This window comes from Modestobacter sp. VKM Ac-2978, assembly GCF_026968025.1.
GTDB lineage: Bacteria > Actinomycetota > Actinomycetes > Mycobacteriales > Geodermatophilaceae > Modestobacter.
Window position 1 is genome coordinate 240,204 of the sequence record NZ_JAPVBP010000009.1, and the last position, 17,426, is coordinate 257,629.

At 73.4% G+C, this 17,426-nt stretch carries 20 protein-coding genes; 9 read left to right on the forward strand and 11 right to left on the reverse strand.

Features of this window, described 5'->3' with window-relative positions; translation table 11 throughout:
* Position 1: 1 nt before the first annotated feature.
* Together O2W53_RS20765 and O2W53_RS20770 are read right to left on the reverse strand one after the other, a co-directional pair.
* A complete protein-coding gene (locus O2W53_RS20765) occupies positions 2 to 610 on the reverse strand; it encodes an SGNH/GDSL hydrolase family protein (protein WP_269164961.1) in 609 nt (202 codons plus the stop codon).
* A gap of 60 nt (positions 611 to 670) precedes the next feature.
* Positions 671 to 868, reverse strand: a complete 198-nt coding sequence (locus tag O2W53_RS20770) for a hypothetical protein (protein WP_269164962.1) — start codon at positions 866 to 868, stop codon at positions 671 to 673.
* A gap of 171 nt (positions 869 to 1,039) precedes the next feature.
* Here O2W53_RS20770 and O2W53_RS20775 point away from each other — a divergent pair, with 171 nt between their 5' ends.
* Positions 1,040 to 2,374: an NlpC/P60 family protein gene (locus tag O2W53_RS20775; protein WP_269164963.1), complete on the forward strand. Its 1,335-nt coding sequence runs from the start codon at positions 1,040 to 1,042 to the stop codon at positions 2,372 to 2,374.
* Between the two features lie 5 nt (positions 2,375 to 2,379).
* Here O2W53_RS20775 and O2W53_RS20780 read toward each other — a convergent pair whose 3' ends face one another.
* Positions 2,380 to 3,369 (reverse strand): LLM class flavin-dependent oxidoreductase, encoded by a 990-nt coding sequence (locus tag O2W53_RS20780; RefSeq protein ID WP_269164964.1) that lies wholly within the window; start codon positions 3,367 to 3,369, stop codon positions 2,380 to 2,382.
* 122 nt (positions 3,370 to 3,491) lie between these two features.
* Here O2W53_RS20780 and O2W53_RS20785 point away from each other — a divergent pair, with 122 nt between their 5' ends.
* On the forward strand, positions 3,492 to 3,821 hold the full coding sequence (locus O2W53_RS20785; RefSeq protein ID WP_269164965.1) for a hypothetical protein: 330 nt from the start codon (positions 3,492 to 3,494) through the stop codon (positions 3,819 to 3,821).
* Between the two features lie 100 nt (positions 3,822 to 3,921).
* A complete protein-coding gene (locus O2W53_RS20790; protein ID WP_269164966.1) occupies positions 3,922 to 4,326 on the forward strand; it encodes a hypothetical protein in 405 nt (134 codons plus the stop codon).
* Between the two features lie 12 nt (positions 4,327 to 4,338).
* On the opposite strand, the gene O2W53_RS20795 is transcribed toward O2W53_RS20790, so the two are convergent.
* On the reverse strand, positions 4,339 to 4,959 hold the full coding sequence (locus O2W53_RS20795) for a hypothetical protein (protein WP_269164967.1): 621 nt from the start codon (positions 4,957 to 4,959) through the stop codon (positions 4,339 to 4,341).
* A gap of 284 nt (positions 4,960 to 5,243) precedes the next feature.
* Between O2W53_RS20795 and O2W53_RS20800 the strand changes: the two genes are divergently transcribed.
* Positions 5,244 to 6,593: a reverse transcriptase family protein gene (locus O2W53_RS20800; RefSeq protein ID WP_269164968.1), complete on the forward strand. Its 1,350-nt coding sequence runs from the start codon at positions 5,244 to 5,246 to the stop codon at positions 6,591 to 6,593.
* Positions 6,594 to 6,619: 26 nt separating this feature from the next.
* The gene (locus O2W53_RS20805; protein ID WP_269164969.1) at positions 6,620 to 7,351 is read left to right on the forward strand and encodes a spermidine synthase; all 732 of its coding nucleotides are present in this window, start codon (positions 6,620 to 6,622) and stop codon (positions 7,349 to 7,351) included.
* Positions 7,352 to 7,359: 8 nt separating this feature from the next.
* Here O2W53_RS20805 and O2W53_RS20810 read toward each other — a convergent pair whose 3' ends face one another.
* Together O2W53_RS20810 and O2W53_RS20815 are read right to left on the reverse strand one after the other, a co-directional pair.
* Entirely contained in the window at positions 7,360 to 7,653 is a 294-nt protein-coding gene (locus O2W53_RS20810) for a hypothetical protein (RefSeq protein ID WP_269164970.1), read from the reverse strand.
* 73 nt (positions 7,654 to 7,726) lie between these two features.
* Positions 7,727 to 8,266 (reverse strand): hypothetical protein, encoded by a 540-nt coding sequence (locus O2W53_RS20815; protein WP_269164971.1) that lies wholly within the window; start codon positions 8,264 to 8,266, stop codon positions 7,727 to 7,729.
* A gap of 93 nt (positions 8,267 to 8,359) precedes the next feature.
* Between O2W53_RS20815 and O2W53_RS20820 the strand changes: the two genes are divergently transcribed.
* Together O2W53_RS20820 and O2W53_RS20825 are read left to right on the forward strand one after the other, a co-directional pair.
* Complete coding sequence (locus O2W53_RS20820) at positions 8,360 to 10,750, forward strand: MMPL family transporter (RefSeq protein ID WP_269164972.1); 2,391 nt, start codon at positions 8,360 to 8,362, stop codon at positions 10,748 to 10,750.
* The gene (locus O2W53_RS20825; protein ID WP_269164973.1) at positions 10,747 to 11,553 is read left to right on the forward strand and encodes an LmeA family phospholipid-binding protein; all 807 of its coding nucleotides are present in this window, start codon (positions 10,747 to 10,749) and stop codon (positions 11,551 to 11,553) included. The genes O2W53_RS20820 and O2W53_RS20825 overlap by 4 nt, the downstream gene beginning before the upstream one ends.
* A gap of 19 nt (positions 11,554 to 11,572) precedes the next feature.
* Here the strand turns inward: O2W53_RS20825 and O2W53_RS20830 are convergent, their stop codons facing one another.
* Positions 11,573 to 12,418, reverse strand: a complete 846-nt coding sequence (locus O2W53_RS20830) for a mechanosensitive ion channel family protein (RefSeq protein ID WP_269164974.1) — start codon at positions 12,416 to 12,418, stop codon at positions 11,573 to 11,575.
* A 138-nt stretch (positions 12,419 to 12,556) separates the two neighbouring features.
* On the opposite strand from O2W53_RS20830, the gene O2W53_RS20835 reads away from it, so the two are divergent.
* Positions 12,557 to 13,039, forward strand: coding sequence for a hypothetical protein (locus tag O2W53_RS20835; protein ID WP_269164975.1), 483 nt, complete (start codon positions 12,557 to 12,559; stop codon positions 13,037 to 13,039).
* A 77-nt stretch (positions 13,040 to 13,116) separates the two neighbouring features.
* On the opposite strand, the gene O2W53_RS20840 is transcribed toward O2W53_RS20835, so the two are convergent.
* The 3 genes from O2W53_RS20840 to ychF form a co-directional block, all read right to left on the reverse strand.
* Positions 13,117 to 13,524 carry a hypothetical protein gene (locus tag O2W53_RS20840; RefSeq protein WP_269164976.1) on the reverse strand — a complete coding sequence of 136 codons (408 nt, stop codon included), beginning with the start codon at positions 13,522 to 13,524 and terminating at the stop codon, positions 13,117 to 13,119.
* Positions 13,525 to 13,571: 47 nt separating this feature from the next.
* Complete coding sequence (locus O2W53_RS20845; protein ID WP_269164977.1) at positions 13,572 to 14,915, reverse strand: GntP family permease; 1,344 nt, start codon at positions 14,913 to 14,915, stop codon at positions 13,572 to 13,574.
* Between the two features lie 129 nt (positions 14,916 to 15,044).
* Positions 15,045 to 16,118 carry a redox-regulated ATPase YchF gene (gene ychF / locus O2W53_RS20850; RefSeq protein ID WP_269164978.1) on the reverse strand — a complete coding sequence of 358 codons (1,074 nt, stop codon included), beginning with the start codon at positions 16,116 to 16,118 and terminating at the stop codon, positions 15,045 to 15,047.
* Between the two features lie 132 nt (positions 16,119 to 16,250).
* On the opposite strand from ychF, the gene O2W53_RS20855 reads away from it, so the two are divergent.
* The gene (locus tag O2W53_RS20855; RefSeq protein ID WP_269164979.1) at positions 16,251 to 16,610 is read left to right on the forward strand and encodes a cupin domain-containing protein; all 360 of its coding nucleotides are present in this window, start codon (positions 16,251 to 16,253) and stop codon (positions 16,608 to 16,610) included.
* 42 nt (positions 16,611 to 16,652) lie between these two features.
* Here O2W53_RS20855 and O2W53_RS20860 read toward each other — a convergent pair.
* Positions 16,653 to 17,426: HNH endonuclease signature motif containing protein (locus O2W53_RS20860; RefSeq protein ID WP_269164980.1), on the reverse strand; the 774-nt coding region annotated here is incomplete at its 5' end.

Genomic DNA, 17,426 nt, shown 5'->3' on the forward strand with positions numbered 1-17,426 from the left:
GTCAGGCCGCTGCGTCGGTGCGCTCGGCGACCAGGCGGAGCAGGGTCGGGGCGAGGGCCTCGGCGACCAGCGCGTAGCCGGCCGAGGACGGGTGGAACCGGTCGGCGGAGAACAGCGAGGGGTCGGCGGCGAACCGCCGCGCCAGCTCCGGGGCGACCGGGGCGACGACGGCGCCGGCCCGCTCCGCGGCGACGGTCTGCCGGTTGCGCAGCAGGTCGCAGATGCCCGCGACGACCGCCCGCAGGGCCGGCGGCACCCAGGCCACCGACGACAGGTCGGGCGTGGGGACGACCAGCACCGCCGCGCCCGCCCTCCGGAGGTCCTGGACGGCCGCGCCCAGCGCCGCGGCCGCCCGGACCGGTGACACCTGCCGGGTCAGGTCGTTGGCGCCGACCACGAGCAACGCGACGTCGACGGGCCCGGTCACCCGGCGGACCTGGGCGGCGAGGTCGAGTGAGGTGGCACCGGGCACCGCGACCACCTGCGGGTCGACGTCGTGCCCGGCCTCTCGCAGCGAACGGGTCAGTCGTGCGCCGAGGGTGTCCCGCGCCGTCGCGGCGCCGGTGCCGAACGCGAGGGAGTCACCGAGGACGAGGAAGCGGAGGGTCACACCTCGGTCAACGCCGCGCTGCCGCCCGGTGTGCCGTGACGCGGACCTCGCTGCGGCGGCTCAGCCGCCCTGGGCGAAGAGCGCGGCGGCCTGGGCGTCGTCCACGAACGGGTACTTGACCTTGAACTGGGCCAGCGCGTCCGGCACCGAGAGCACGTGCGTCTCCCGCTTCCCCGCGGTGTCGATGGTCTGCACGGTCACCATGTCGCCGTTGATCGGGACCCAGTGCGTCTCGGCGTAGTCGGTGAAGACGTTCATGCCCCCATGGTCTCCCCTCCGCTGCCCGTGCCCCCGAGTGACCGGGCCCAGGCCCCGAGTTGCTTTCCACAACTCATGGTGTCGAGAGGCTCAAGGAGCGTCCCGGAACGTCCGACCTCTCTGTCAGGTCACCTGATCGGGTGAACGAGGGCAGTGGAGGGACACGAGGACATGGGCACCGAGGCAACGACCCAGCGACGGACCGGCCACCGTCCGGTGCGCCGCATGGCCGGGGTGGTCGTCGTGGCGGCCCTCTGCCTGGTGGCGGCTCCCGGCACCGCCGGAGCGACCCCGACCAACCCCTCCGACGAGCAGATCGGCGCTGCCCGGCAACAGCAGGACACCGCCGCACAGCAGGTCGGCGCCCTGTCTGCCGAGCTCGCCACCGCCCAGGCCGAGGTGGACGCCGCCCGGGCCCGGTCGGCGATCGCGCTGGACACCTTCCAGGCCGAGCAGGCCGAGTACGAGGTCGCCCAGGCCGCCGCCGACGCCGCCGCGGCCACCGCCGACGACGCCGCCGCCGAGCTGGCGACCGCCCGCACGGCCATCGCCGCGTTCGCCCGGCAGAGCTACCAGCAGGGCAGCACCTCCCCGACGCTGGAGGCGCTGACCACCGCCGACGGGCCGGCCCAGATGCTGGAGCGCGCCGCCCTCCTCGAGGCCGCCGGCGCCCACCAGGGTGACGTCGTCGTCGAGGTGACGGCCGCCGAGGAGCGGGCCCGCACCGCCGAGACCGCTGCGCACGCCACCCTGGCCGAGGCCGCGACGCTGAAGCAGGAGGCCGAGGACGCGCTGGCCGCCGCCGGGGAGCTGGAAGCCGGCGCCCGCGCGCAGGCCTCCGGCCTGGCGGCCCGGCAGGCCACCCTGGAGCAGGAGCTCGCCCAGGCCCAGCAGGCCCTCCTCGGCCTGGAGGGCGCCCGCGCCGCCGCCGAGCAGTACGCCGCCCAGCAGGTGACCGCCGAGCGCGCCGCGGCCGCCGAGCGGGCTGCAGCGGAGCGCGCCACGGCCGAGCGGGCGACCGCCGAGCGGACGCCGGCTCCCACCCGCTCCCTCGTCTCCGCACCGCAGAGCGGCACCTCCGCCGGGACCGGCGACTCCTCCGCGGTCGAGACCGCGATCTCCGACGCCCGGCGCCACCTGGGCACCATCTACTCCTGGGGCGGCGGGTCGCTCAACGGACCGAGCATGGGCTGGGGCGTGGACGCCGGCATCGTCGGTTTCGACTGCTCCGGGCTCACCCGCTACGCCTACGCCCAGGCCGGCATCTCGATCCCGCGCAACAGCCGCGCCCAGTACGCGGCCCTGCCCAAGGTCTCCCGGTCGGAGCTGCAGCGCGGCGACCTGGTCTTCTGGGCCACCAACACGAACAGCCCCGCGACCATCCACCACGTGGCCATCTACCTCGGGGGCGGCCAGATCCTGGAGGCGCCGCAGAGCGGCTCGGTCCTCCGCGTCACGTCGATGCGGTGGAGCGGCTTCATCGGCGGCACCCGCCCCACCGCCTGACGCGGCTACGCGCTGACGGACTCCATGGCCTCCGCGGTCAGGGTCACCGAGCGCAGCCGGCCCTCGGTGGTGGGGGCCTGGTGGGCGACGATCAGCTCGTCGGCGTCGGCCTGCTTGCGGAAGCCCTCGAGGTAGTCGCCGATCTCGCGCGGGGTGCCGATCGCGGCGTAGGTGAACATCGAGCTGACGTGCTGCCCGGCCCCCTGCTCGAGCAGCAGGTCGGCCTCCTCGTCGGTGAAGCTGCGGCCCCGCCCGAACAGGCCGACGGCCATGGTCCGGCGCACCGCCTGCAGGTTCTCCTCCGCCTGGCGCACGGTGTCGGCGGCGATGACGTTGACCCCGGCGATCACGTGGGGGGCGTCGAGCTGGGCGGAGGGCTGGAACTCCCGCCGGTAGGTGGCGACGGCGGCCTCCAGGGCCTGCGGCGCGAAGTGGCTGGCGAAGGCGTAGGGCAGGCCCAGCGCGGCAGCCAGGTGGGCCCCGAACAGCGAGGAGCCCAGCACGTACAGCGGGACGTCCGAGCCCTTGCCGGGGATCGCGTCGACGCCGGGCACCCGGCTCGAGCCGGTCAGGTACCCCTGCAGCTCCAGCACGTCCTGCGGGAAGGTGTCGGCGGAGTTCGGGTCCCGGCGCAGTGCGTACATCGTGTTCTGGTCCGAGCCCGGCGCGCGGCCCAGGCCGAGGTCGATCCGGCCGGGGTACATCGCGTCGAGGGTGCCGAACTGCTCGGCGATGGTCAGCGGCGCGTGGTTGGGCAGCATGACGCCGCCGGCACCGAGCCGGATCCGGCTGGTCCGGGCACCGACGTGGGCGATGAGCACGCTGGTGGCCGAGGACGCGATGGTCGGCATGTTGTGGTGCTCGGCGTACCAGACCCGCTGGTAGCCGTGCTCCTCCGCGCGCTGCGCCAGGGCGACGCTGGCCTCGATGCTGCTGCTGACGGTCTCCCCGCGAGCGATCGGGGCGAGGTCGAGGACGGACAGCGGGATGCGCATGGGGAAGAGCCTTTCGCGTTGGTTGTCCGGGACAACGCACGGCGCCCCGGTGCCCTTCCCAGCCGGGACGGCGCACGCGCGCCTGCCGTTCAGTGATCGTCCGCGCACCTACAGTCGCGGTCGTGCAGGAGATGACGTCGCTGCTGGGCGAGCCGCTGCCGGTGGAGTTCCTGTTCGACGGCGACTGGCGCCCCGCCGTCCTGCTCGGCTGGGCGCACGAGCCCGACGGCACCTGCTGGGTACGCGTCCAGGCCGTCGTCGGCGGACTGCGCCGCGCCAGCTGGGTGCACCTGGCCGACCTGCGCCTCCCCCGGCCGGACCGAGCGGCCTCCGAGCCGCGGACCCGGCCGGACCTGCAGCTCCCCGGCCGGGGGCAGCCCCGGCGGACCCCGACACCGCTCCCCCCGCTGCCGGTCCCCCGCAGCCTGCAGCCCGACTCCACCTCGGCCTGACCGCCGGTCCCGCACCCGAACCCGTTCCAGATCGCCGCACCGGGTGTCACCCTGGAGGTGCCAGCCGGAACGCAGCGTCGCGATCGGGTGAGGAGCAGCCGTGTTGTGTCAGAGCACGTACGCACTGGACTACATCGACGGACGGCGTGCGGCGGTCGACGCCCGCGTCGACGCCTACCGGGTTCTGGCCGCCGCCACCGAGCCGGCCGCCCTGCGGGAGTTCGAACCGGTCTTCTTCAACGACCTGGTCGTGGTGCTGGAGAACTGGTTCGTGCACCGCGGCCGGGGCATCGAGGGCTCGGACGGCAACGCGCTGAACGAGGTGCGGCTGATCGCCGAGTCGCTGGTGCACGGCCGCACGATGATCGCCGACAAGCACATCCGGCTGGACCCGGCGCGCACGGTGCTCAAGTACCGGGTGGGCGACGAGATCGCCGTCCGCGAGGCGGACTTCACCGCGCTGGCGAAGGCGTTCTTCGCGGAGCTGGAGAGCCGCTACCTGTAGCGCCCGCCCGGCTCAGCGGCTCTGCAGCGCGTCCAGGGCGACGGCCATCGCGGCGGCGACCCGGAAGTCCAGCCGCGGGTCCGGCACCGTGACGGTGTAGCGGTCCCGGATCGCCTTCTTCCGCTCGCTGATCAGCACCGGGGCCCCGGTCGCGGTGTCGACGAAGTCGAAGTGGAAGACGAAGGGCACCGGGACGTCGCCGACGACCGGGAGCGCGGTCCAGACCCGGCGCACCACCGCCAGGACCGGCCGGCGCTCCCGGCCGACCGCCTCGATGCCCGGGGCCGAGAGGGTCCACGTCGAGCGGAGCAGGCTCGCCCCGAACTGCTTGCTGAACATGCCCAGCGGCGCACCGTGCTCGTCGAAGACGTCGTGCTGGGCCGAGACGTCCATCCGCTGGCGGGCCTTGAAGGAGAAGACCGGGCGGCTCTTCGTCTCGTCGGCGAAGAAGACCACCTCCTCCTTCAGCTTCATCCGCTTCTGCTCGGCCAGGGCCAGCAGCTGCCCCTCGGAGCCGTCGGGGGCAGCGGCCCGGATCTCGTAGCGGTTGACCATCATGGTGACCCGCTGCGAGACGAAGAAGGCCGGCACGGCCATCGGGGCCGGCGGCTGGCCGGAGGGCGAAGAGGTCACGGCGGCACTCCAGGGGGTCGGGGACGACGGGGGCCCATCCTGGTGCATCCCGCGGCCGGCTGTCCCGCATGTGACCCCGGCGGCGGTCCGCACACCACTACGGTGGCCGGGTGCACGACGGGGCGGGCAGGACGATCGGCAACGGCCGATCACCCCGGGGCAACCCCGGGGCATCGTGAGCAGGTCGGGCATCGCGTCATGAGCCGCGCTGTGCGCTCCGCGCACCAGGCGGCGCCTCCAGCGAGGAGCGGCTGCCCGCCCCGCCGTGCACGCCGGGAGCTGCGATGACCGTCGAGCGGCAGGCCGCCGCCACCGCCGCCGCGATCGCGACCGCGCTGCTGGCCGGCCCGTGGCGACGGCGGGAGATGGTCCGCCGGGTGGCGGTGGCGCTGGGCCAGGCCCGCGCCCGCACCTGGGTGGGCACGCTGGTCGGCGAGGTGCAGACGGTCTACCCCACCGCCCCGGTCGACCGGCCTCGGGAGCTGGCCGCCGTCGTCCGGACGACGCGCGGGTGGGACCGCGGGCAGTCCCGGCGCCCGCGCCCCCGGCCCGTGCGGTGGGAGCCGGTGCCGACCGAGCTGGCCTGGCGCCGGCGGCCGGTCGCCGACCTCCCCGACCAGGCCGCGGTCGCCCGGCTGCTCGACGTCGACGCCGGCGAGCTGGCGTGGTTCGCCGACGCCCGCCGGCTGGAGCGCACGGCCGGCGAGGCGCTGCGGCACTACCGGTGGCGGGTGGTCCAGCGCCCGGCCGGGGTCCGGCTGCTCGCCGCGCCCAAGCCGCGGCTCAAGGAGGCGCAGCGGCGGCTGCTGCGGCACGTGCTCGACCGCGTCCCGGTGCACGACGCCGCGCACGGCTGCGTGCCCGGCCGCTCCGTGCGCACCGCGGTCGCCCCGCACGCCGGGTCCGCGGTCGTGCTGCGGATGGACCTGGAGGCCTTCTTCGCCAGCGTCGCCGCCGGTCGGGTGCACGGCCTGCTGCTCGGCGTCGCCGGGCTGCCCGAACCGGTGGCCCACGTGCTCACCGGCCTGATGACGACGGTGCTGCCGACCGAGGTGTGGCGACGCATCCCGCCCCCGGACGGCATCGAGGCGCGGGAGCGGCACCGGCGCCTGGAGCAGCGGCTGACGGTGCCGCACCTGCCGCAGGGTGCACCGACGTCCCCGGCGCTGGCCAACCTGGTCTGCCACGGCCTCGACCGCCGACTGGCCGGCCTCGCCGCGGCCTCCGGTGGCACGTACACCCGGTACGTCGACGACCTGACCTTCAGCGGGGACCGGCGGATCGCCCGCGACCGGTTCGCCGACCTGGTCACCGAGGTGGTGACCGAGGAGGGCTTCCGGGTGAACGCGGCGAAGACCTCGGCCACCAGCGCCGCCCGCCGGCAGGCGGTGCTGGGCACCGTGGTCAACGACCACCCCACGCTGCCGAGGCCGGAGCGGGACGCGCTGCGGGCGCTGCTGCACAACTGCGCCGTCCACGGCTGGACGACGCAGACCCGGGACCGCGACCCGGACACCTTCCGCGACCACGTGCTGGGCCGGGTGGCCTGGGCCGCCTCGGTCGACCCTGCGTTCGGCGCGCGGCTGCACCGCCTGGCCGACCGGATCGACTGGACCGCACTCCCTCGCTCGTAGGCTCGGCCGATGACCGTGGTCACCCGATGAGCGCCCGGTTCGAGGAGCTCGACTGGAGCCCCACGCCGATCGGCGAGGTGAGCCTGCGCCGGCGGCGGGACCCGGCGACCGGCCTGGACGTCTTCGAGGTGAAGCTCGGCGACGAGTTCCTGATGTCCTCCCAGTTCACCGTGGCCGAGGTGGCGGTGGCCCGGCTCGCCCTGGCCCGCCTCGACGCGCCTGCCCCGGATGCGCCCGGCCTGGCCGTCGCGGTGGGTGGGCTGGGCCTCGGCTACACCGCGGAGGCCGTGCTGGCCGACCCACGGGTGGCCGAGCTGGTGGTGGTCGACCTGCTCGAGCCGGTGATCGACTGGCACGAACGCGGGCTGGTGCCGGTCGGCCCCACGCTCACCGCCGACCCCCGCTGCCGGTTCGTGCACGGGGACTTCTTCGCCATGGCCACGGGCACCGGCTTCGACCCCGCCGCGCCGGACCGGGTGTTCGACGCCGTCGTCGTCGACATCGACCACTCACCCCGGCACCTGCTCGCCGACGGCAGCGCCGGCTTCTACGGGGTCGACGGCACCCGGCGGCTGGCCCGGCACCTGCGGCCGGGCGGGGTCTTCTCGCTGTGGTCGAACGACCCGCCCGAGGACGGCTACCTGGCCGTGCTGGCCGAGGTCTTCGTCGACGTCGCCGCCGAGGTCGTCAGCTTCCCCAACCCGCTGCAGGGCCGACCGGCGACCAACACGGTCTACCTGGCCACGGAGCCACGCTGACCGCGGGGTCAGTCCCGCATCGGCGCGATGCAGCAGCCGTCACAGGGGTGCGCGCCGGAGACACCGCCGACCGACTGGAGGTACACGACGTCGTCGGGGTCGGGGTGCCCGACGCCGTGCGGGCAGGTGCGCTCGAAGTGGCCGCGCACCGGGTGCCAGACCAGCGGCCACTCCCGCATGTGGTGGTCGCCGGCCTCGGGGAACGGGAAGTCCCGCCGGGTCATCCCGGCGCCGTCGTCCATGTCCGGTGCCCTCCGGGCTGGTCCGGTCGTGTCGGAGCCGGGGAACGTCGTCGCTGCCATGCCCCCAGGCTCGCCGGGCTCGGTGGCACGCCACTGTGCCCGAGGTGTGTCCAGCCTGTGAGGCGCCCCCCGATCAGCTCGGCGGTGCGACGGTGGTGGGCGGCGGCGGCGGCGCCGGACTCGCGGGCGACGTGCCCGTGGGCGTCCCTGTCCCCGTGGGTGTCGCCTCCGCGACCTCGCTGACGACCTGGCAGCCGGCGATGTCGCCGCTCAGCCGCCCCTGCAGGGGCTGCAGCTGCCGGATGACCTCGTCCAGCCGGGCCGCGTTGAACTCGCCGACCGCCTCACCCAGCTCGTCGATGGCGGCGACGACGTCCTGTGCCCCGTTGACCGCGCGCAGGCAGGCGGCGTTGACGACCACCTCGGCGGTCTCCCCCGTGGGCGGGGCGCCCGGCAGCGGGACGCCGACGTCGGTCGCGGGCCCGGCCGGGGTGGCGGCCGGGACCGGCGCCGACCCGTCGTCCAGCAACCCGACGACGAGCCCGCCGACGAAGACGCCGAGCACGAAGGTGGCCGCGGCCAGCCACCACCGCACCGCCCGGCCGGACCGCTCGTCGGGGTCCGGGGAACTGGTCCCGGCATCGGTCTCGGCATCGGTCTCGGGGTCGGCCATGGTCGTCCTCTCACCGTCGAGCGCGGGCGCACAACCGCCGGTAGCCTACGGCTGCTGAGCCCATCCGGTAGGACCGCGAGGCTGGAGGCCCCGGTGCCAGCCACGGCCGTCCCGCGTTGGCTCACCGCGCTGGCCGCCGCCGTCCGATGGGCGACCCGACCAGCCCGGTACGCGCTGCGGCGGGCCGCCCGCGCCTACCGGGACGCCGTCGTCAAGGCCCGCTGGTTCGTGGTGGTGGGGTGGCTCCTGCTGACCGTGGTGGTGTCGACGTCCCTCCCCACCGCCGGCGGCGGGGGCGGCGCCGACATCGGCAACCTGCTGCCGGAGGGCAGCCCGGCGGCCGCCGTCCAGGAACGGTCCCTGGAGCTGTTCCGGGTGCCGGTGCTCTCCCAGACCTCCGTGGTGGTGCACGACCCCGACGGCCTCAGCGTCCTCACCCAGGCCGACATCGCGCTGTGGGCGGCCACCCACACGCAGGCGTACATCGACGGCAACGTGCCGCCCGGGCGCGGACAGATCGTCGCCGCCGTCCCGCTGCCCACCTCGACGCCGGAGACCTCGGTCACCTACCTGTACGTCTCCAACTACACGTCGCTGGAACGGACCAGGGACCTGGCCCGCGAGTACGCCGCCCACTTCCACAACCAGAGCTCGGTGCAGACCTACGTCGCCGGTGTGGTGCCGGCCCAGGTCGCCCAGGCTGACTACCTCGAGTCCCGGCTGCACCTGTTCGAGGTCGCGACCCTGGTGCTGATCGCCCTCGTCGTCGGGCTCACCTTCCGCTCGGTCGTGGCGCCCTTCGTCGTCCTGCTGGCCGCCGGGCTGGGGTACCTGGTCGCCATCCGCAGCCTCGGGGTGCTCGCCGCGGCGCTGGGCTTCGCGCTCCCCGACCAGTTGCAGCCGCTGATCGCCGCGCTGTTGATCGGGGTGGTCACCGACTACTGCGTGCTGTTCTTCGCCGGCCTCCGGCAGCAACTGGACCGTGGGCTCCCGCGGCTGGAGGCGACCCGGCGGGCGGTGCGCACCAACGCGCCGATCATCGCCGTCGCCGGGATCACGGTCGCGGCCGGCACCGCGGCCCTGCTGGCCGCGGACTTCGAGCTGTTCCAGGCCTTCGGGCCGGCGCTGTCGCTGACCGTCGTCATCGGGGTGCTGGTGTCGCTGACCCTGGTGCCGGCCCTGATGGCGATCCTGGGCGAGCGGCTCTTCGGGCTGGGGACCCTGCGCACCTCACGCCGCCCCCCGAGCCGGCGCGGGAACAGCTGGCTGCTCCGGATCGTCGTCGACCGGCGCGGCGCGACGGTGGCGACGCTGCTGGCCACCGGTGTGCTCCTCCTGGCCGCGGCGCCGCTGCTGCAGATGCGCCTGGACCTGTCCTTCACCTCGGGCCTGCCGGCCGACGACCCGGTGAGCCGGGGCGCGGCGGTGCTCGAGGACTCCGGGATCCGGGGGGTCATCGCCCCCACCGAGGTGATCGTCGAGGGCGACGCGGTCATCGAGCAGCGGGCGGAGCTGGAGGAGCTGCAGCAGGCCATCGCGGCCCAGCCGGGGGTGGCCGAGGTGCTCGGCCCGGCCCAGAACCCGCTCCCCGACGGCTTCGGCGTCGTCTTCTCCCCCGACGGCGACGCCGCCCGCTTCGTCGTGATCCTGGACAGCGACCCCCTGGCCGCACCGGCGATCAGCGACCTGCGCGGGCTCACCGACCAGCTGGACACCCTGGCCGCAGAGGCCGGGCTGCAGGACGCCGAGGTGGCGGTGACCGGGCAGACCGCGATCGCCGCTGAGCTCGCCGCGATCACCCGGGAGAACCTCCAGATCACGCTGACCGCGGTGCTGCTGGTGGAGCTGCTGATCCTGATCGTGTACCTGCGCGCGCTCTGCGCCCCGCTGGTGCTGATGGCCTGCAGCGCGCTGGGCGTCGCGGCGGCGCTCGGGCTGAGCGTCCTGCTCTTCCAGGTGGTGCTCGGCGACCCCGGGCTGGCCTTCTACGTCCCGTTCGCGACCGCCGTGCTGCTGCTGGCGCTGGGGTCGGACTACAACGTGTTCGCCGTCGGCTCCATCTGGGAGGCGGCCACCCGACATCCGCTGAGCAAGGCGATCATGCTGGCGATGCCGGCCACGTCCCGGGCGATCAGCGCGGCCGGCCTCATCCTCGCGGCCACCTTCGGGATGGTGGCGATCATCCCGCTGCAGACGTTCCGGCAGGTCGCGTTCACCATGGCCGCCGGGTTGCTCATCGACACGTTCCTGATCCGCCCGGTGCTCACCCCGGCGGTGCTCACCCTGATGGGGCGGGCGGCCAGCTGGCCCAGCAAGCGGATCCGCACCGAGTCGGTGCCGGTCGACGAGCTGCGCCGCACCGGGGCCGCGGGAGCCCGGAGCGGGGGCCCGGAGGTGGTGCGGGACGAGTCGCTGGAGGACCAGGTACGGGACGACGAGGCACGCGAGAGCCTGCCGGCCGGCGCGGAGGTGGGACGACGGTGACCGCTGACGGCGAGCCCGCGCACGACGGCTGGGTCGACTCGGACGTCGGCGGGGCGACCGCCCACGGGAAGACCGCACCACGCCCCCGGCCGGCACTGCGGACCGTGGTCGTGGGGGTGGCCGTGGTGGTGGGCACGCTGCTGCTGCTGTGGGGCACCGACCGGCTGGCCCGGTGGGGGGCCGAGTCACTGCTGGCGCGCGACATCCAGCAGGCGACCGGCGTCGCCGACCGTCCGCAGGTCCAGGTGCACGGCGCGTTCTTCCTGCTCCAGGCGGTGGACGGCCGCTACGACGACGTCGAGGTCAGCATCCGCGAGGTGTCGTCGGGGCCGATGTCGGTCGACGCGGTGTACGCCCGGCTCTCCGGCGTGCACATCTCCTTCCACGACCTCCTCACCCAGGAGCCCGCGCCGGTGTGGATCGAGCGGTCGGTCGGGGAGGCGTTCCTGGGCTACGACGACCTCAACCGCTACCTCGAGGTCACCGGGCGCCCGATCAGCCTCGGGCCGGCACCCGGGGAGGAGGTGCAGCTGACCGGGACGGTCGACCTCCTCGGGCAGTCCGTGTCGGCCTCCACACTGGCCCAGCTGTCGCCGCAGGGCGGGGCGCTGTCGATCGCCCCGACCGCACTGGACACCGAGTCCGACCTCGCCCCGGCCAGCCGGCTGCTGCTCGGGCAGCGGTTCTCGCTGCGGGTGCCGCTGGACCCGTTGCCCTTCGGCCAGGAGCTCACCGCGATCGAGGGTGCGGCGGAGGGGCTGGTGGTGCGCGCCCGGGGCACCGACGTCGTCATCCGGCCCTGACCCCGGGCGCCGGTCAGTCCTACTCCCCCGACCAGAGGACCCGTTGGGGGAACGGGATGGTCATGCCGGCCTGGTCCAGCGCGGACTTCACGGAGATGGCGACGCCGCTGCGCACCCGCCAGCGGCTGGCGATGTCCGCGGGGTGCCACCAGCGCACCGCGAGGTTGATCGAGGAGTCGCCGAACTCCTCCACCCACACCTCCGGCGGCGGGGTGTCCGCGACCCCGTCCGCGGCGGCGCAGGCGGCCAACAGCACCTCCCGAGCGCGGACCAGGTCCGTGTCGTAGGCCAGCCCGACGGTCAGCGTCGTCCGGTTCAGCGGGGTGCTGGTGTAGTTGATGATCGGGTTCTTGAGCACCTCGGCGTTGGGCAGGTACACGATCAGGCCGTCGTAGGTCTGCAGCACCGTCGTCCGGAGGTTGACGTCGGTGACGACGCCCTCGAAGTCGCCGCTGGCGACCTGGTCGCCCAGCCGCAGGGGACGGCGGATCTGCAACATCACCCCGGCGATCAGGTTCTGCAGCATGTCCTGGGCGGCGAACGCGATGGCGATGCCGCCCACGCCGAGGGCGCCGAGCAGCGGGCCGATCTGCACACCGAGCAGGTCCAGGGCGTAGACGATGCCGACGGCGACCGCGACCAGGCCGAGGAAGCGACCGGCGACGAGCCCCACGTGCCGGTTCGCGTCGCGGTCGAGGGCGCGGACCAGCAGCCGTCGCAGCAGCACCGCGAGCAGGATGGAGGCGAGGAAGACCGCCAGCGCCTGGAGGACCTCGCTGACCGCGATGTCGTCCTCGACGACGACGTCGACGTCCTCGACCGCGGCCGCAGCCAGGACGTCGAGCAGGTGCAGGTCGACCGGCATGCGAGGAGGATGCTCCAGGAGGCTGCGGTCAGTCATCCGCGCCGCGCCCTCGGGCCGTGGGTGGCGGGCAGGTCACGCTGACGTGAAGCTTTCCCCACACCGGGCGCGAAGTGATCTGGATCACATTACGCTCCCGACATGGCCACTACTCCCACCCGCACCCGCCGCCTGGCGTCCGGCCTCGCCGCCGCGGGCCTGCTGCTCGTCCCGCTCTCTGCCTGCTCTGACGAGCCCGTGGACGATGCCACGAGCGCACTGGACACCGCGACCGAGACCCCAGCCGAGGGGGAGACGAGCGAGCCGACGATGACGGACGACTCCGCCACCGCCACCGAGACCGACGCCATGGCGACCGAGACCGGGGGCGCCACGAGCACCGAGTCCGGCGTGGAGTGCTCCGGGAGCTCCTGCGTGGTCACGCTCTCCGGCGATGGCACCGAGGTGGACGTGCTCGGCACGACCGTGACCCTCGGGCAGGTCCAGGACGGCCGGGCCACCGTCGGCATCGCCGGCCAGGAGGTCTCCTGCAGCGAGGGCGAGAGCGTGTCGGCCGGGCCGCTCAACCTCGAGTGCACGACGGTCACGCCCGAGAACGTCGTCATGACCGCGACCCTGGGCTGACCCGCCCCGCCTCGTCCGGGCGACCCGCGACGGGGCACGCGGCGTGCCGCAAGCCTGAGCACCCGGCGCGTGGGTGTTCAGGCCACGGTGACGTCGGTCGGGTCAGCGAGGTCTGCGAGTGGGACGGCGATCCCCTCTCCGGCGAACAGCTCCAGCTCCTCGACCCGCCCCTGGACGACGTGCAGGACGACGTGCACGTCCGTGAGGCCCGGAGCACGACTGCGCGCATCGACGGAGAAGTGGTCCGAGCGGTCGAGGCGCGAGAGCTGGCGAACCCGTCCCTCGGCCACGGGCGGCTCCGTGCTGTGCAGCCGAACGGAGGAGCACCCACAGCAGCAGCGGGCAGTGACGACGGCGACGTCCAGCTGGCGCTGCAGCGCCGGCTCGCCGACGACGCCGACCATCCGCTCGAGCAACCGGCGCTCGTCCTTGGTCAGGTCGCGCGGACCATCGAGTTCCTGCCAGATCGGCTCGCCCACGTCCACCGGCACAGCATCGCGCGCAGCGGCCGGCTGGTCGCCCGATTTCGCCCCTACGCGATGAGCGCCACCGCCATGACCATCGGCAACGAGACGACCGAGGCGATGGAGGTTCCCATGGTCAGGGTCTTGAAGGTCCCCTGGGTCGACAGCCCCAGCAGCGACTTGTACATCCAGAAGAAGTTGCTGTTGACCTGCAGCGCGAACATCGCACCCGAGGCGATGGCGAGACCGATGACGATCGGTGCCACGTCGATCGACCCGAGCACCGGGCCGATGATCCCGGCGGCCGCGATCGCCGCCACCGACACCGACCCGATCGCCAGGTGCAGCACCGCCGCGATCAGCCAGGCGAGCAGGATGCTGAGGACGACCGGCGCCGCTGCGTCGGCAGCGAAGAGACCGGCCAGGATCGTGTCGAGCCCGGTCTCCCCGATGACGGCACCCAGGGAACCGCCGATGCCGGTGATGAGCAGGATCGCGCCGGTGGTGTGGAAGCCCTCGCTCATCGCGGTCTCCGTGCCCGCCGAGCCCAGCGTGCGCCGGCAGAGCACGTAGGCCCCGACCAGGCCGAGGAACAGGGCGAAGTTCGCGTCGCCGAGGAAGGCGATGAAGTCGTTGGAGAACTCCAGGAGCTCCGCGAACGCGCCGAACGCGATCAGCACCAGCGGCACGAGGATCGGCAGCAGGCTCACGAGCAGCGGGGGCGTCGACCTCTCCTCCTCGACCAGCTCAGCGCTCTCCTGCTCGGCCATGGCCTCGTCCACCTGCTCGTCCGTGGCCGAGTTCCAGTAGCGGCCACGGAGGAGCAGCCGGAGGACGATCGTCGTCACGATCGCGGTCAACGGCCCCAGCACGAAGCCGTAGACCAGCCAGGTCCCGAGTGGGACGTCGAGCAGGCCCGCGATGGAGATCGCGGCCAGTCCCGGGATCACGAAGACGTAGCCGGCGAAGATCCCGGCACCGAGCGCACCGGCCATGAGGGGCAGGCCGGTCCGGCCGATGAACGGCGCCGTCGACCGCGCCACCGGCGAGGCCAGCACGACCTGCACGTCCACGTAGATCGACGGGAAGACCGTCGACATGGCCGCCGTCAACGCGTACGGGAGCCGCTGCGCGCCGACCCGGCTGACGAGCAGCGCCACCATCTTCCGGAAGGCGCCCACCGCGTGGAGCAGTGCCCCGATGAGCACGCCGAAGCCGATGAGCAGGCCGACCTCGGCCATGATCTCGCCGAAGCCGGTCGCGATCGCCACCAGCGTCGCCGCGAAGCCGACACCCGTCGCGAGGCCGAGGTAGAGCGACCCGATGATCAGCGAGATGACCGGGTCGACCTTGGCCTTGATGATGAGCAGGACGATGACGGCGATCGCTATCGCGGTGTGCGCCACGACCATGAACAGGTCCTCCGGGTACGGGGAGTGGCGCGGTCACCACCGCCGTCGCCACGTTGGGTGCTCACCTTGGCACCGATCGTCCGCAGCCGCGGGCTGGCGCACGGTTGGGGGCAGAGCACCCAGCGATGGCTAGACGTTGAAGCGGAACTCCACGACGTCGCCGTCGGCCATGACGTAGTCCTTGCCCTCGATCCGCACCCAGCCCTTGGACTTTGCCTCGGCCATCGAGCCGGCTTCCATCAGCTGGTCGAAGCCGACGATCTCGGCCTTAATGAAGCCGCGCTGGAAGTCGGTGTGGATGACGCCGGCCGCCTCGGGGGCGGTGGCGCCGACCGGGATCGTCCAGGCCCGCGACTCCTTGGGCCCGGCGGTCAGGTAGGTCTGCAGGCCCAGCGTGCGGAAGCCGACAGAGGCCAGCTGGTCCAGCCCCGGCTCGTCCTGGCCGATGGAGGCCAGCAGCTCGGCGGCCTCGTCGTCGGGCAGCTCGATCAGCTCGGACTCGGTCTGCGCGTCGAGGAAGATCGCCTCCGCCGGGGCGACCAGGGCCCGCAGCTCGTCGAGCACCTCGCTGTTGGCCAGCTCGTCGGCGTCGACGTTGAAGACGTACAGGAACGGCTTGGTGGTCAGCAGGGTCAGCTCACGCAGCGGCTCGGCGTCGACACCGGCGGCGAACAGCGTCTTGCCGCTGTCGAGCACCTCCTGCGCCGCGACGGCGGCGTCGTGCAGGACCTTGCGGTCCTTCTCCTTGCGCGACTCCTTCTCCAGCCGCGGGATCGCCTTCTCCAGCGTCTGCATGTCGGCGAGGATCAGCTCGGTGTTGATCGTCTCGATGTCGTCGGACGGGGAGACCTTGCCCTCGACGTGCACCACGTCCGGGTCGGTGAACACCCGGATCACCTGGCAGATGGCGTCGCTCTCGCGGATGTTGGCCAGGAACTTGTTGCCCAGGCCCTGCCCCTCGCTGGCGCCGCGCACGATGCCGGCGATGTCCACGAAGGACACCGTCGCCGGGATGATCTTCTGCGAGCCGAAGACCTCGGCCAGCTTCGCCAGCCGCGGGTCGGGGACGCCGACCACGCCGACGTTGGGCTCGATCGTCGCGAACGGGTAGTTCGCCGCGAGCACGTCGTTCTTGGTCAGGGCGTTGAAGAGGGTCGACTTGCCGACGTTGGGCAGGCCGACGATCCCGATGGTGAGACTCACGCGTACTCCTCGCTTCGCTCGTCGTCCGCGTTCGTCCGGACTGCTGTGTGCATTGGCCGAGCTCGCAAGCTCGCTCGGGCAGGACCACCTTACGGGCGTTGACGCGCTCCCCTGGTGGGCGAGGATGACCAGGTGCCCGAACCCGTGGATCTCGCCGCCGTCCTGAGCACCGTCGACCAGCCGTGGTCACCCCGCACCGTCGCCGTGCTGAACGACTACGACCTGCGCGTCGTGCACACCCGCGGCGAGTTCACCCGGCACAGCCACCCGGAGACCGACGAGGTGTTCCTCGTCCTCTCCGGCTCGCTGACGATCCGGATGGACGACGGCGACGTCACCCTCGGCCCGGGTCAGCTGTACGTCGTGCCGAAGGGCACCCCGCACCAGCCGTACAGCCCGGACGGCGCCCAGGTGCTGCTGGTCGAGCCGAGCGCGACGGTCAACACCGGCGACACCCCCAGCGAGCTGACCGCCGAGCGCAGGGTCGTCTGAGGAGCGGTCCGTCCGAGTGCAGGACCGTTCGAGTGCAGGCCGCTACAGCAGCGGAGCGATGAGGATCTCGGTGCCGTCAGGGCGGTAGGTGCGCCATCGCCCGTCCGGTGGGCGTTCCACCCGGAAGCCGTGATGGACCTTGGTGTGGTGCCGTTCGCACAACAACGCTGAGTTCTGCAGGTTGGTCTCGCCGCCGTGCAGCCAGTGGATGAGGTGGTGGACGTCGCACCACCAGGACGGGGCGCCGCAGCCGGCGAACACGCAGGCCTTGTCCCGCCGCTCCACTGCCTTGCGCAGCCCGGGGGTGACCACCCGGTGGTCCCGGCCCAGGTCCAGCGGCACCCCGTCGGGGCCCATCACGATCCGGGAGATGCTGCCGTCACAAGCCAGGTAGCGGGCCTGCGCTGCCGAGATCGTCGCCCCGAAGCCCATCCCCGCCGCACCCGCGCCGGTCGCAGGGTCGACCAGGTCGTCGAGGTCGATGCCCACCACCACGTGCGGCTTGACGGTGCGCAGGATCGGCAGGTCGCCCGAGGCCAGCTGGTTGTCGCACAGCTGCACGAGCGCGTCGGCGTTCTGCTGGGCTCGGGTCCGGTCGTCGCCCTGGGGTCGGTCGGCCTGCACGATCGACTCGATCGCCGCCTGCACCTTCTCCCCACCCACGGCATCCAGGTCGAACCGGCCGGTGACGCTGCCGTCGGCGTGCTTCGCGATCGTGAGCCGGCGACCCTCGGTGGGGTCGGGCTCCGGACCGTCGGGGTCCAGCGCGTCCTCGAACGCCTGCACCGCAGCCACCAACGACTGGTGCGGAGCCAC

Coding starts and splice junctions, on each gene's coding strand:
- O2W53_RS20770 (WP_269164962.1), bottom strand. CDS start 868: ATGAACGTCTTCACCGACTACGCCGAGACGCACTGGGTCCCGATCAAC.
- O2W53_RS20775 (WP_269164963.1), top strand. CDS start 1,040: ATGGGCACCGAGGCAACGACCCAGCGACGGACCGGCCACCGTCCGGTG.
- O2W53_RS20780 (WP_269164964.1), bottom strand. CDS start 3,369: ATGCGCATCCCGCTGTCCGTCCTCGACCTCGCCCCGATCGCTCGCGGG.
- O2W53_RS20800 (WP_269164968.1), top strand. CDS start 5,244: ATGACCGTCGAGCGGCAGGCCGCCGCCACCGCCGCCGCGATCGCGACC.
- O2W53_RS20805 (WP_269164969.1), top strand. CDS start 6,620: ATGAGCGCCCGGTTCGAGGAGCTCGACTGGAGCCCCACGCCGATCGGC.
- O2W53_RS20810 (WP_269164970.1), bottom strand. CDS start 7,653: ATGGCAGCGACGACGTTCCCCGGCTCCGACACGACCGGACCAGCCCGG.
- O2W53_RS20815 (WP_269164971.1), bottom strand. CDS start 8,266: ATGGCCGACCCCGAGACCGATGCCGAGACCGATGCCGGGACCAGTTCC.
- O2W53_RS20830 (WP_269164974.1), bottom strand. CDS start 12,418: ATGCCGGTCGACCTGCACCTGCTCGACGTCCTGGCTGCGGCCGCGGTC.
- O2W53_RS20835 (WP_269164975.1), top strand. CDS start 12,557: ATGGCCACTACTCCCACCCGCACCCGCCGCCTGGCGTCCGGCCTCGCC.
- O2W53_RS20845 (WP_269164977.1), bottom strand. CDS start 14,915: ATGGTCGTGGCGCACACCGCGATAGCGATCGCCGTCATCGTCCTGCTC.